Origin of the sequence: Microvirga ossetica (assembly GCF_002741015.1) — a bacterium.
GTDB classification, from domain to species: Bacteria; Pseudomonadota; Alphaproteobacteria; order Rhizobiales; family Beijerinckiaceae; genus Microvirga; species Microvirga ossetica.
This window is the reverse complement of record NZ_CP016619.1, coordinates 105198-119111: the sequence shown is the minus strand read 5'-3', so window position 1 is coordinate 119111 and position 13914 is coordinate 105198. Positions and strand designations below refer to the sequence as shown.

Sequence of the window (13914 nt, the reverse complement as noted above, 5' to 3'; positions counted from 1 at the left end):
GCTCCACGATGCGAAGCGTCACCGGCCTGCAGCCAGCGTGGCACCGACGGCCGGGCGGCCCTCAAGGACGCTGCTGCGCCGCTCCGCGGTGGCCTGCGGCCATCCTTGACCGCCGCCCGGCCTCGGCGCATCGGGGAAGGCAGGTCGGGACGAAGGGATGGTCCGTTCGATCGAACAAAGGGATTGATCCATCAGATGCCGAGAAATGCACCCGCAGGACGCGCTTGACTTGTCCACATAACGCTGGCGCCGCCGGTGTCGGTGAAGTGCTCCTGGATGTCGAGTGCCGTCTCGTGGTGGAACAGGCCATCGAGCACGTACGGAGCCTCACTCTCGGTGGCGCTGATCGGCAGGATGCTGAAGTAGCCGTACTGGTCGGAGAGATGGCTGTAGAACTTCGAGCCTGGTTCGCTGCCGTAGTGCAGGTTGACATCGCTCCGCGGGCCTGCGCGATCGCTGGCCTGGAAGAATTGTCCATCCGACGAGGCTGTAGAGCCATCGCCCCAGAGCAGGGCATGTGGGTGCTGCGCATGCCTGTCGGTGATGCAGGCCTGCGCCAGCTTGTAGGTCTCAGGTCGCGTATGGAGGATCCGCTTCCAGGCAATTTCCCGCGCACTGATGCCTTTCGAAGCCACAGCCATCCGTTTGGCACCGAGGTTGGTGGCGTCGGCTAGAACACCGGCCAACATAGCTCGAATGTTCTCAGGCGGTTCCTGGGTGCGGATGTGGGTGAAGCGATCGGCAAACCCGGTCCAGGCATGCACCTCCGTCAGGAGATCGGGCACCTCGACCAGCGGGTACATGTCGGCCAGTTCCCATTTCAACTCCTCGGCTGCTGCCGGTACATCGCCGGGAAGGGGAGTGACGACGAGCTGCCCAGCCTCGATCCGAACACCTTCGAGCTTGCCGTTGCGCGCACGATAGGCGAGCCGCTTGAGGTTAAAGTCGAGGGTCTGACGCGCCTCGCTGAGATATGCCACAGCATCACCCTGAACGCCGAGACCGAGTTCATCGGCTGCTTTCAAAGCTGCGAAGGCCGGCTTCGACATGAGCTGTTCGTCCATGGGCCGGAAGGCGCGGCTGCCTTCAATCCAGATGTCGCCGGAGCGCAACCGATCCCGAAGGGCAGCCAGCGTCGCGATCTCGTACAGACGGCGATCCGGCTTGGCGTCGGCAAAGATCAGCTTGCGGGCTTGAGATGTGAGGTGGCCGACTGGCGCTCGCTCCGGCAGGGTCCGGCGTCCGGCAGCATTCAAGGTTTTGAGTGTCCCGATAGCCGCCAGCAGCGAGTCATGCCGGCGAGACGAGCGGAAGGTAAACATCTCGAGGAAGCGCGCTGCGTACTTGCGCACGGGGCCATAGCGCTCCGCAGCCAGCAGAAGCGGATCGGGATCAGCATCCCGCACCATGGCTTCGACTTCGGGTTTGGCCTGCAACAGGCGATGCCATCCGATCTCATCGTCGAGAACATCGATGGCATTCCGGCCTGTATCGTTGGCGACAACGAGGGCTCGCAAGGTGTCGCGGAACAGGCGTAGCGCCTTGGTGGTCTCTTGACGAGTGTCGGCGTATTTCTGCTTGCGGCGCGTGTTGGCTCGCGCGAAGAGCCGACCGATCAGCTTGTTGAACATCGTGACCGCCTCGTCGGTTAACCGCTCCCCGAACGTGATCAGTTGCGCGACGATTGTCGCCCGCCGCCGATTGGCGTTGAAGTCGGCTACAAGCCACGCCGGCGCCGCGTCACCCTCACGGACGATCTGGGTCCAGCGCTCAGGGTGGATTCGCTCGCGCCGCTGCGGATCCACGGCTATGGAGCGGGCGAAAGCCAGACGATCCATGAGGCCGATCAGATTGTCGGCGCCGGGTGCATCCGGTGCCGTGCGCAGCCAACTGAACCGGGTCTGCTGGATTGCTGGATCAACTGTGAGAAGGGCATCAAGGCTGTCGAGCTGATCCGGGGATAAGCCCTCCAGCAAGGCAGCTTCGGCCCGCTGGCGAGCAATGGCGCGTCCGGCGATGCCGATCGTCTCGAGTGCGCCGTCGGGCAACAGCAGGGCGCCGCGTTCGCGGAACGCATTGACGACGGCAGTTGCGATCGGCAGTCCCTGATCTGTTGCCGTGGCTGCCTTGATCGCAGCTACCAGAGCCGCACGCCGATCCTCGCGTGTCGCAGTCCGGACGCCCAGATATTGCGTCAGGCGGCGGCTGTGATCGAAGCGGGTGTGATAGCGGCGCGAGTAGAGGGCAAAGGCGCCGGAGTCGACCTCCAGTTGCTCAGCCACGTAGGCCACCATAGCGGCAGGTGGACTCTCGTCGACCCCGAGGATCCGGCCAGGATAGCGCATGAGGCAGAGCTGGACTGCGTAGCCGAGTTGATTGTGGGACCGCCTCCGAACCTCAGCCTGGAGCCGATCCTGCGGCGATAGGGTGTAGTGCTGGATCAGGCTTGCTTCGTCATCTGGAATACCGAGCAGCGCCTGACGCTCCTCTGGGCTCAGAAGCTTCCGCCGTATCATCACTCATCTCCCGCACTTGTTGCCCCACCGCTTTGGCGGTTCGGAGCAAGGGTGCGGGATGTTGCTGCTCGGTACAGCAGCCGCCCGATCTTTCCACACGTAACGTTCTGGATAGCGTTACCGGGACGGTCCGGAGGAACTGCCTAATCTTGGTTCGTCAGAAGGGGAGTGGGGCGATTAGCCCGGACAGAGGGGAGTTCCTGGTTCGTTCTAGCTTAGCGTGTGTTTGGGAGCAGTTCTTGTTCCCACCCCGAGACGCCAGCAGCGGATCGGCTGCGATTTGGTCCAGTGTCGCCCGGAGCGCCTCGGACGCATAACCCTTTCCCTGGTAGTCGACCCCGAACCAGTAGCCCACCTCGATGGTACCGTCCGGATGATCGATCACGCCCATGGCCCCAATCAGCGTGCCGTCGGGTAACCGGACCGCGAAGAAGTATTCCCTCGTGTCATTCTGGCTGGCGATGAGGGCCTGTGCCTTCTCCAGCGGGAAGTCACCTTCCATGAAAGCCATCCACTGGCTCACGGCCGGAAGGTCGCTGATCCTGGCCAACTCGGGAGCATCCCGGATCTGTAACTGGCGGATCGCCAAGCGTTCGGTTGTGAAGGGCTTCAACATCCGGCTACCCTCCGGCCCAGTCTCCTCGCCTTGAGCGTGGACGCAATGGGAATGCGGGTGTTCTTCATGACCGCGCCTCCAGCCACTATACTCGCCACGGCCCCGCGCAGGAATTGCTTCGAAGGAGGGCAAAAATGGGCGACCCAGCCGAAGTACGAGACCAGGTGCTCCAGGCATTGGAGCGATTTGAGAGCTTGGTGGCCGCACGGGATCCAGCGCTTCTCTCCGAGTTCGCGGAAGAGGCAGACATCCGTCTGGTCGGCTCTGAAGCCAGTGAGGTGGCGACCGGACTGACTGAGGTTGATGCGCTCGTTCACAGGTTCTTTGGACTGCCGGTTCAGATCAGGTGGGAGTGGCGAAGCCGCGACGTATCCTTTGTTGGGGACATCGCGTGGCTCTTCGCCCAAGGCGAAGCGGTCCTCAGCGGCGAAGGTACCGAGCAGCGCGTGCCCTACCGAATGACTGGCGTGCTGGAACGTCGAAGAAACACGTGGCGCTGGCGCCATTTTCATGGATCAGAGCCAATCGCAGACCGGTGAACGACCGCCCTATGCGTGACTCTGCGCCGGCTACAACGACCAGGTGATAGTGCTTGCGGGCTCACCGAAGCGACGGCTTCTGACACATCTGCGAAGTAGACTGTATGTCTGCTTCGGAAGGGGAAAACAGACACTCCTAACAGTGTGAAAGTCAGGATTTGACCTGTCAGACAGCGTCGGACCAGATCGCGTTCTGCGTGAGGGCCGCCGAGTTCAGAGCCTGCCCTTCCGGCATGATTGCTCTCTCAGCGTGGGCGAGGTGGGCGGTCAAGCCCTACAGCCGCGTAGCGGTGCGCCGCAGGCACAGGGCTTGAGGGCCCGCCGGAGACCCAAGCCATCATCCAGACTGCCAGAGTGCAACTCGCTCCGACACTGTCCGTCAAATCGAGTCCAGGATTCTACACCTAAAGCGACGGCAATTTCCTTGCGTGACCCACAGCGGCCATATGGGAGTTGCGGCTGCGGTCTACTCGAAAGCGAGCTCTCAGCAGTCACAACCGACAGTGACGCCTGCGGCTGTGTGTGTTACTATAAAAGTTTCTCCGCGTCTTCGTGGAGTAAATACTTTGGCCGAAAAAGCTGGACTGAGCCTTGTTCTCAGCCGTGGTACGGTGCTCCTGCTCCGCGTGGCTGTTCTGTTCGGATTCAGTTCCGAACTTGCGCTCGCCGAGCTGCCCGCGCCACCACAAGCCATCTCGGGCACCTTCGGCGAAAGCACTTCGACTCCGAGCATTGAGCAAGCCACTGGCGTGCTGACTTACACGGTGCCATTTTCTCTCCCGGCCGCGAGGGGGGACGTGCAACCCGGGCTCGGACTTCATTATCGATCGACTTCCGGCACCGGCGAAGCGGGCGAGAGCTGGTCGATAGGGCTTCCCGCTATCGAGCGCGCACCACTCTCGGGCTGGCCGATCTACGCAGACGCCGGTAACCCACGTAGCGAGGATCGGTTTGCGTACGCCGGTAGTCCGCTTACATTTGTGTGCACGGTGGGTGGCGACCCGGCTTGCCCCGCGGCGGCGGGACCGATGCCCAGCTGGGCCCAAGGATTCAGGCACTATAGACGGCAGGTCGACCGCGGCGGCGAACGGCTCTTTTTGAGTGGTGACCGCAAGACTTGGATCGTCCAGCATAAAGGCGGCCAAATCTTCGAACTCGGATCGCCGTTGACCCGCCCCGATTTGACCACCGATGGAATCGATCGGGAAGGTGGGCCGCCTTTCTCGATGTTCCGGTGGAATCTCGTGAGGCAGTACGACCTGCACGGTATCGAAGCCGGAAGCTTGGGAGGTGGAAAGAACCTGATCGTCTACGGTTGGGGCGGCAATAGTTCGCGAAAGTACTTGTACAACGTGTATTACACCCCGCCCGCGAACAATTGGGGTTCCAGCCATAGTGACTTTGCGTATCACGTCCAGCTTTGGTGGGACTGGCCACCGTACTTCCGGCGCGATTACACAGAGATGGATAAACGTCGCCACTGGCTGCGGCTTCGCAGGGTCGCCGTAGCCGCAAAAAACTCCGCGGGCACAGGAGAGCGGGAGGTCGTGCGGGCCTATAATCTGACCTACTACGCCGATCGCAGCGTCCCTGCCACGTCTGATCAGGCCCCGCTCTGGGGTCGATCCTACTTGAAGCAAGTGCAGCTCGAAGGCCGCTGCGGCGTAAAGGAACTGAACGGGAGCATTCCTGAAATCACGAACTGCCCAACGCTGCCGCCGCAGTCTTTCGAATACGAGAACGCGTGGATTGCCTTAGGAAAGGCGGAGCGGTCACCACTCGAGGCGACGCCGGCGGCAGGGAACGAGGGGCTAAAGTACGTCGCCAACTCAGCCGTGCTCGACGTCAACCGCGATGGTTTCCCCGACATCGTCCAAGGATGGCCGCAGAACCATCAGATCGCCGTGTGGCCCGATGGCGGCATTGCCTGGTGGCATCCGGAATGCCCAGAGCCTAACGACAGCAACGCTCGGGTCGATGTCTGGTTTCATGTCGCCAGTACGCCCGCGGGGCCCCAGCTCATTTGCCACTATGCCTCGGACCCTACCCCGGTAACCATCCGCTCCGCCCGCGAGCACATCGCCTACATCAATCGGGGACCGACGTCGCTAGGGCCCGTGAGGCTTCAGCACCACTGCCTCGACGCGGGTGACGGTGCAAGCGGAACACTGACCCATTGGCAAACGCTGCCGCCGAGCGGCCATTCGCATGTCGCGCTCTTTTCCCAATGGGGTGCTGAGGCGGTCGGCCCGTGGGGAGATGCACTTTTCCTTTGGACAAAAGCGAACCTCCATGGCTTCGGCATCGAAGCGACTCCTGCCGAGGAGAGCTTCTGTCCGAATGCCCGCCCGTCGGACGGGAATCTGAAATATCCATCACTCAAGTGGGTCGAAACTCCGGACACTTTCTGGGCCAAGCGGCCGACTGACTTGCAGCCCCCGCCAACCAGCGGAATTTACGTGGACATCGACGGAGATGGATTGGTCGATCGCCTAAGCGTCGAGCCGGAGCAAGCGAACGGGTTCCAGAAAGCGACTGTTCTCCTCTCGCGACGTGTTCCCCACCTGCACGTTGAGGACGGGATCGAGGGGCCAGCGCTTATTCCCTTCACACGGGCGCCCGAGGCATCGCCCGCTGCGTTCAGAGGGGGCGCCACGTCCTATTACGCTGATGTGAGCGGCGACGGCGTCGTCGATCTCGTCACAATTGAGGGCTTCGATCCCGTACCGATCGTCCGACCGGGGAACGGGCGAGGCCATTTTGGCTGCCGGAGCGAAGATTCAATCTGCTCGGTTGCAGGCAATGGCTCGTGGTTGGGCCGTGGCTACCGAATTTTTGTGCCTGATGCAGATTTGCCGTGGCCCGTCTCGGAGTATGATATCTCTGCCGGATGGAAGCGGAAGGGATTTTTCCACGACGTCACCGGCGAAGGGTTTGCCGATCTGGTGGTCTATCAGCCGGACGAGATCGGGAGCGACGGCTTCCGACGGGGCTTCATTCGGCTCTGGGTGAATGTCGATGGTCGCACATTCCGGTGCGCCAATCCGTCCGATGCATGCAAGGTCGGAGTCGTGGTCGATCCGGACAGACCGACCGCTCTCGAAGTCGATGCCCGGGTCGTCTTTGCGGACATTGATGCTAACGGGACCGATGAGTTCGTCCTCCTCGGGATCAAGGGTGCCTGGCACTTCTCGTTTGTGACCAAGACCCCCATGGGATCATGGGGGCCGCGCGCGCCCCGTCCGGGACTCCTCACCCGTATCCGTAACGGCGTTGGGGCCGACACTGAAATCGCCTATCAGACCATTCAAGAACACGATCGCAACGCTTGGTATTCGGATCCCGATGCCGACAGCTTCCTGCAAGTGTGGCGTTCCCACAGCCCGGCAGTCTTGCCGGTCGTTTCCCGCATTACCCAGCGCGATACACCCGCGGCTCTTGGTACACCGCTGGTGGACCCGTATCGCTTCGACCGCACGACGAAGTATTCCTATCGCGATCCCGCCTATGACCCCTGGGAGCGCGCGTTCAAGGGATTTCGCCGCGTCAGGGCCACATCTGAGACTGGCGAGGTGATCCAGACTTGGCACTGGTTCGGCGATTGCGAGAGCGGGAAAGTCTCACCGAACTGCACTCGGACGAGCGACGTCTCCGATAATGCGGCCCTGGTGGGTGTCCCGGTCCGCGTTGATCGTTTCGTGCCCAGTGATGGCGAGACGCCCACAAAATGGCTGTCGACGACGACCATGGTTTACACGAGCGCCGGCAGCTTCGATGTTCCAGCGGCAAATTTCCCACCCCCGGCGGCGGATCGATCTGTTCGCCGCTCGCAGGTTTTCGAGCTGCACCAGTTTCTGTACGACACGGAGACAGGCGTCAGCGTCGCGAATGCCGATCAGCATCCATTTGCTCGGCAGCCCGTGCCGGATCAGCCCGGCAAGCGCCAGCACCTCGTGACGCAGATGAGTTACGACGCCGACGGCAATATGACGGCCGTCGTACGCAGGGGACGGGAACTCGCCACCGGCACGACGAACGAGTACCCGGATCCTCAAATCACAACCAGATCGACGCCGCCGTCCGGTCGCTGCGGGGCCGACTGGGGCTGCCGTGCCTCGGGCATGATTATGGAGGAACAGCGCCAGGGAATGAGCCTTCCCGAGACTCTGCGTCGGCGCTCCTTCACATACAATGTTGCCGGAGACTTGATCAGTGTGCGGGCGCAGCTCAGCTATCCCTATCGGGTGTTCGGCCAGGCCTGGCTCGACCGGAACCTCGCACTCGGCACTGGCCCTCCCGCAAGCGCTTCGATGGCTCCAGGTGAGCGAACGCTTGTGAGCATCGACGTAAGTGAGCACGGGGTGCCCGTGCGGATCACCGGCGCCCCCAGCCTGCCCAGCGATAGCCGTCTGCTTGCGAGTGCAACACTTGATCAACCCTATGCGCAGTTCATCGAGACACTGACGCGGTTTAGTGCCGGGCCGGGCGGTGGTCCGCTGGCAACGAAGTTCGGCTTCGACCGGGGCCTTGGACAGATCACATATACGAGCGACCCGTCGGGTGCTTCGCAGACACGGGTCTACGACAGCTTTGGACGTTTGGCTGAGGTTCACTTGCCGAGGCGAGACGGCAGCTTCGGGGCAACGGAACTCGCCCTGCGCCTGAGCCATCACGAAAAAAGTCCGTTGTCGTTTGTGAGGATCGAACGTTGGATCGACACGGACCATTTCATCGCGTCCTACGAGATTTTCAACGGGCTTGGTGAGCATATCCTCGGTTACGACCAAGCGGATGTCGATGCCGATGGATCACCCTGGATCCAACGCGATTGGACAGAGCGGGACTCCGCGGGCCGCATCAACACGCAGGTGCGTCCGAAGTCGTTTTTTGGCGATCCCTTCACGGTAGCAGACACGGCGCCGCCGCTCTCTGCCATGTTTGGCCGTATGTGGACGGAGTACGACGACTTCGGACGGCCACTCGAGCGATACAGCGACCAGACGCTGCTCGCTAGATTTGCTTACCGCCCGCTCGAGGTTGAAGCACGCGATGCCGAGCAGGTGATAACAGGCGGCCCGCACGGGAATGCCTTCGCTAAGATCGCCTTTGACGGGCATGGCCGGGTGGCGGAGACAAGTTCGACTGGCAACGGTGACGTGATCATCGCAGAAGCCGATTATCTTGGTACCGGCGAGCCTCGGAGCCTCAAACGCCGCCACGCCAACGGTTCAGACACTTACACCCGAACACTCCAGTGGGATTCGTTTGGCCGACTCGTTGAAAACGACGAGCCAAACACCGCGCGAACGGAAGGCTCAACTCGCCGGAACTGGAAGTATGTGTACGACGACGCAGGGCGTCTCGTCGGAACCAGCGACGCCCGGGGCTGCGGGAGCAATCTCTACTATGATGGCCTCAGTCGGCTGATTGCCGAGGACTATTCCCCGTGCGAAGCCAGCCATGCGCCATACACGGCGCCCAACCTTGCGACGGGAACTGGCACCGAAGCATTCTTCCGTTACGACGACTACGAGCCGGGGCAGATCGCCCCCTCTCCAAGCTTCAACGACCGCGCTGAACTTGCGCTCGGGCGGTTGGCCTCCATCCAGGACCGTGGTTCGCACACACGACTGAACTACGATGCCCGAGGAGCTCCGCGCCTTATAACACGTCGCATCGCCAAACCTGGCAGTCCCGCAGCAGAGCTTGCAAACCGCTACGCCACGCCCTGGTTCAGCCAATCGTTCCAATTCGATCGGGGCAATCGGCTCCGCGCCCGAGAGACCACGCCCAGCCTCGATTTCAAGGAGACGTTCGACTATTCGGAACGAGGTCTGCTTCGGACTATCGGCAGCAGCGACGGTCTGCTGATCAGCGAACTAAGCTACTTACCCAATGGTGCAGTCGATTATTATTATTACGGCGATGCGGCTAGGACTCGGGTGGCGCTGAGTTATGACGCCCGTGATCGTCTCACAAACTACCGGGTCAATCGACACAACGCGATTCCTGTCTGGTTAAGCGGTCTACCACCGACCTATTCGAAACCGGACCCAGAAACCACCCAGCTCGACCTCCTGCACCACCGGTTCGTTTATGGCGCATCGAGTAACCCTCTCAAGATCGACGACTTGTCATCGGGTTTGTGGCCCGACGGTGCGAAACAGGTCAGCCGAGCCGCGAGCTATGATGACGCATACAGGCTTACTAGCATCCATCATGATCACGGTAACGACAAACAGGTGCTGGCGTTTGATGCTGAAATGAATGCCGGCAGCAATAGACCAGTGCCCGAAGGTCCGGGCCAAGAGCGAGTGATTGAACAGATGTTTCGTTTCGACTGGTTGGGCAACAGCATCGAAACGCTCGATGACGCCACCCGTCATTACGACCGCTCGCTCGGCGAGATCACCAATGGCGCAGCTCTTCTTACGGGTGCCGTCGAGGGACCGCACCAGATCCGAAGCGCCGATGGGGTGGCCGCCAGCTACGATGCGGCAGGGAACATGCGCGAACTGATCGTCAGTCGCGAATCTTGCCTGTCCAAATCTCAGAAGTGTTCACACCGCTTCCGTTACAACTTTGACGAGGTCGGGCAACTGACGCGGGCGGGACGGTGGGACTATTCTGCAGGTGCCGTGCCCCCACATGATGCCAACGTTCCCCCGGACTGGACTTTGTCCTATCGCTACAGCGAAGGAGCTCGGGTTCTTCGCACGACGAAGGATCGCGCGGGAGAGGAAAAATATTCGTTGGACGTCTTCGATACCCTGCGGATTGACCGGGCCGATTATCACGTACCCAGCGGCAGCTATGATTTTGCCATAGATAATGAAATCCGATTCACTGCCGGAAACGGACGTGTTTTCAGGGACAGGGATCTTGTCCTTCCGCTCGCGAGGCAGGATGGAAGGAAGATCCATACCTTCCTGTCGATTCCCGATTACCTGGGATCGACGGCGTTCGTCATCGACAAGGATTCGGGCGAGGTTGTCGAACGCGCGACCTACCAGGCGTTCGGCGCTCCTGACGTCGACTATCGGCCGGAACGTTGGGCGTCCTCCCGGGAGGACTTCAAGTTTACCGGCAAAGAGGAAGACATCGAAGTCGGCTTGATCTACTTCGGGTTACGCTATTACCAGCCTCGCATCGGAAGGTGGGTAAGCGCCGACCCGCTTACCATTCACTCGCTGGCTGGAGATAGCAACCCTTATGCCTACGTGTCCGGACGTGTCATGACGCACGTCGATGCCTTTGGGCTGCAGGGCCAACCGCCGGGACCACCGCCGCCAATTCCTGGGACGCATTGGAACGATGCAACGAGTGTAGAAACGTCATGTAACCCGTGTGTTAGCGACGATCGGATGGTTCGGCTGGAAAATGCGGCGTCGATGCGGGCAGAAATGCAGGCAAGCCGGCAAATTACAGCCAAGAACGTTTTTTTAGGAACTGCGCAGATTCCGATCCCGGGAACAAAGAACGCCTATTTCACACAAGGTGGCGTTCAAACGGCCGTGCACAACGCCCTGACCGGTATGCTGATTAACGCGGCTCTTCCCCCGGGTATCGGCCTTCTGCTAAGGGGCATGGGGGTCAATCTCAGCAAGCCATTCATCTTGCCGGTGGGAAATGACGAGAATGACAAAAGCACCTTGGTGGGCACAGGTGCAGTCGTTATCGCCAGTGTAGTGGCAGGAAGGGCGCCAGCAGCCGTTGGTGAAGGCGGTGCCATAGGTCGCCAAGTCCTATATCACTACACCAGCGAGGCGGGCATGACGGGCATTATCGAGCGCAACTCTCTCAATCCGTCGCTCTGGCGAGTTGGAACCAACGACGTTCGATATGGGAACGGGCAATACGTGTCGGATATCGTTCCCGGCACCCGGACGCCCGGGGAATTGTCGCGCGACTTCCTCGGCTTCCCATTCCAAGAAAGCCGATTCACGCATTATGTTGAGATTGATGCTACTGGCTTGGGGGCGGTCCAAGGGCGCGCGGGTGTGTATGTTATCCCGAACGAAGTACCGCTCGATCTTACGGGAAGGCTTCTCAGCAGCGGAAGGGTTCCGGGCAGATGAAATACATTAAAGTTAGGTGGTTACATACTTCGCCCGACTCTCCGGTGCTGCTCTACAGCGAGCTGAATGACGAGCTATGGGAAGTGAGAAAAGTAGAGGTTTATGCCGATGGGCGGGTGGATTTTGCTGATCGCGAAGAGCAATCTGGCAGCACCAGACTCGGCATAGAGCCGCTGCCCACGCTGGAGGAAATCGCGGCTGATCCGGAATTTGAACTGACCGTAATATCAGCCGAGGAGTTCGATTCGGCCTGGGAAGTGGCGAAGGCAAGACAAAAGGATCGGCTCCCCTACAGGGTAAGCAATTAGCACTACAGATCCTATGGGGGTGGATAGCGGTCCACTCTCTGGCAGAGTGAGGGTGCTGTATCCACTCACGCTGGAGGCGACCCATGTCCGTTGATCCCCGATCTGAGCCGACCGCTATCCGCACCCATCTGGGGTCAGCGCAAGATCTGCTCCTGATTGAGCGCTAACGGAGTACGTAGTAGGAACATGCACTCCCACGCAGGCGTACCGAGCTACCCAACGGCCAAAAACGCCTTGGTTCAGGTGTCTGTGTCGCCGTACAGCGCCGCGGATACCCAAATAGGAAGGATGTGGCGGCTCGGCAGCTTCGCCACAGCGAGTGACTCTGCTTGGTGGGATTCGCGGACAGGATTAGAGACAAACAACAATGGTTTACGCGAGGCACGTCGAGGTGATGGTGCCGCACGCATAGGGTTAGGCTTCAAGCCTCGCTCGAACGGTTGCCGATCCGTTCTGACTTAGCGCTCAATCAGGAACGGATCTTGCGCTGGCCCCTATTTGGCGCGGTTTATTGCACAAACCTTGCACGCTCCCCTACTACCTTCGATAAAGTTCAGTTTGAAACGACGGTGCGCCTGTACGAAAAGCGATCAGGCCGCCTTATGCGAGCGATTGGACTGAGATCCAAGTCGTTCCGATACTTTGGCAGCGCACTCCAAAAGCTTGGTCGCAATCGGGCTTTCCCAATTCGCGTCGAAGGTGCCCTCGGGTCCAATTGCGGTGATCACGAGCGCGACAGAGCCCGATTGGTCGAATACCGGGACACTGAAGGCATTGACGCCCGGAATCGGATGGCCGACGGCTCGCGCCATCCCTTTTTGCCGCACCTCCGCCAATGCTGGGGCCAGCGCAAGATCTGTTCCCATTGACACGCTAAGGTAGAACGGATCGGCAACCTTTCGGGTAAGGCTTGCGACCTGACTACTTAGCGTGGACCACGACGATGTACCCGTCGATTGGGTACCCGGTTGAAACTATTGCATTAACTTGCTTTCTCGAACTTATCTCGACGGCGACCGTCTCTCATAAGCAAGACCTCGGGAAGACTTACGCTGCCCCACCAGTCTTTCGTCCCAGGATGATGGCTCAGACACCCAGATGAAAGCTGGATTCAGCCAATGTGAAGGCACGTTCGGTCGGTTTACAGGTCCACATTCTTGCAACGTACTGCGTTAGCGTGTTTTTGGGAGCAGATCTTGTTCCAGACCCAGAAGGGCAGGGGAGTTTCAGAGGTTGACCCTGGGTGTGTCAAAACGCGGCTGATGATATGATCGCCCAGCCATGTTTGGGGGATCCGATGAGACGCTTTGTTGAAGGCGTGGATCGCAGCCAGACCACCCTGTTTCCCGAAAGCCTGGACGACTGGGTTGATGACAACAACCCGGTGCGCGTCATCGACGCGTTTGTCGATGCGCTCGATCTGAGGGCGCTTGGCTTTGACGGCGTCGTACCCGAAGCAACCGGGCGCCCGTCCTACCATCCGGCCATCCTGCTTAAGCTCTACATCTACGGCTATCTCAACCGGGTGCAATCGAGCCGGCGATTGGAGCGAGAGGCGGCCCGCAATGTCGAGGTGATGTGGCTGACCGGCCGTCTGATGCCCGATCACAAGACCATTGCCAACTTCCGCAAGGACAGCGGCCGGGCCATTCGGCAGGTCTGCGCCCAGTTCGTCACCCTGTGCCGCAAGCTGGGGCTGCTGAACACGGCCAGCGTGGCCATCGACGGCTCCAAGTTCAAGGCGGTCAACAACCGCGATCGCAACTTCACGCGAGCCAAGGTGGAGCGCCGCCGGGCGCAGATCGAGGAGAGCGTGGCGCGCTATCTGAGGATACCGACGAAGCCGTCCACTTCGTC

4 protein-coding genes and 3 pseudogenes are annotated in these 13914 nt (G+C 60.5%); 4 read left to right on the top strand and 3 right to left on the bottom strand.

Annotation, left to right across the window (positions count from 1 at the left end):
• Nucleotides 1–242: 242 nt before the first annotated feature.
• Nucleotides 243–2516, bottom strand: a pseudogene (locus tag BB934_RS38440) (Tn3 family transposase); the annotation flags it as partial.
• A 157-nt stretch (nt 2517–2673) separates the two neighbouring features.
• Complete coding sequence (locus tag BB934_RS38435; protein WP_157934589.1) at nt 2674–3132, bottom strand: GNAT family N-acetyltransferase; 459 nt, start codon at nt 3130–3132, stop codon at nt 2674–2676.
• Nucleotides 3133–3266: 134 nt separating this feature from the next.
• On the opposite strand from BB934_RS38435, the gene BB934_RS38430 reads away from it, so the two are divergent.
• The 3 genes from BB934_RS38430 (at nt 3267) to BB934_RS38420 (ending at nt 12057) form a co-directional block, all read left to right on the top strand.
• Nucleotides 3267–3671, top strand: a complete 405-nt coding sequence (locus BB934_RS38430) for a nuclear transport factor 2 family protein (protein WP_099515626.1) — start codon at nt 3267–3269, stop codon at nt 3669–3671.
• A gap of 566 nt (nt 3672–4237) precedes the next feature.
• Nucleotides 4238–11749, top strand: a complete 7512-nt coding sequence (locus BB934_RS38425; protein ID WP_162299263.1) for an HYD1 signature containing ADP-ribosyltransferase family protein — start codon at nt 4238–4240, stop codon at nt 11747–11749.
• Nucleotides 11746–12057 (top strand): DUF6881 domain-containing protein, encoded by a 312-nt coding sequence (locus BB934_RS38420; RefSeq protein ID WP_099514963.1) that lies wholly within the window; start codon nt 11746–11748, stop codon nt 12055–12057. The genes BB934_RS38425 and BB934_RS38420 overlap by 4 nt, the downstream gene beginning before the upstream one ends.
• 590 nt (nt 12058–12647) lie before the next feature.
• Here the strand turns inward: BB934_RS38420 and BB934_RS38415 are convergent.
• A pseudogene (locus BB934_RS38415) lies at nt 12648–12905 on the bottom strand (IclR family transcriptional regulator domain-containing protein); the annotation flags it as partial.
• Nucleotides 12906–13354: 449 nt separating this feature from the next.
• On the opposite strand from BB934_RS38415, the pseudogene BB934_RS38410 reads away from it, so the two are divergent.
• A pseudogene (locus BB934_RS38410) lies at nt 13355–13885 on the top strand (transposase); the annotation flags it as partial.
• Between the last annotated feature and the right edge of the window lie 29 nt (nt 13886–13914).

What these genes read in the sequence shown, in the direction of transcription:
- BB934_RS38430 (WP_099515626.1), top strand. Translation starts at nt 3,267, where the DNA reads ATGGGCGACCCAGCCGAAGTACGAGACCAGGTGCTCCAGGCATTGGAG.
- BB934_RS38420 (WP_099514963.1), top strand. Translation starts at nt 11,746, where the DNA reads ATGAAATACATTAAAGTTAGGTGGTTACATACTTCGCCCGACTCTCCG.
- BB934_RS38435 (WP_157934589.1), bottom strand. Translation starts at nt 3,132, where the DNA reads ATGTTGAAGCCCTTCACAACCGAACGCTTGGCGATCCGCCAGTTACAG.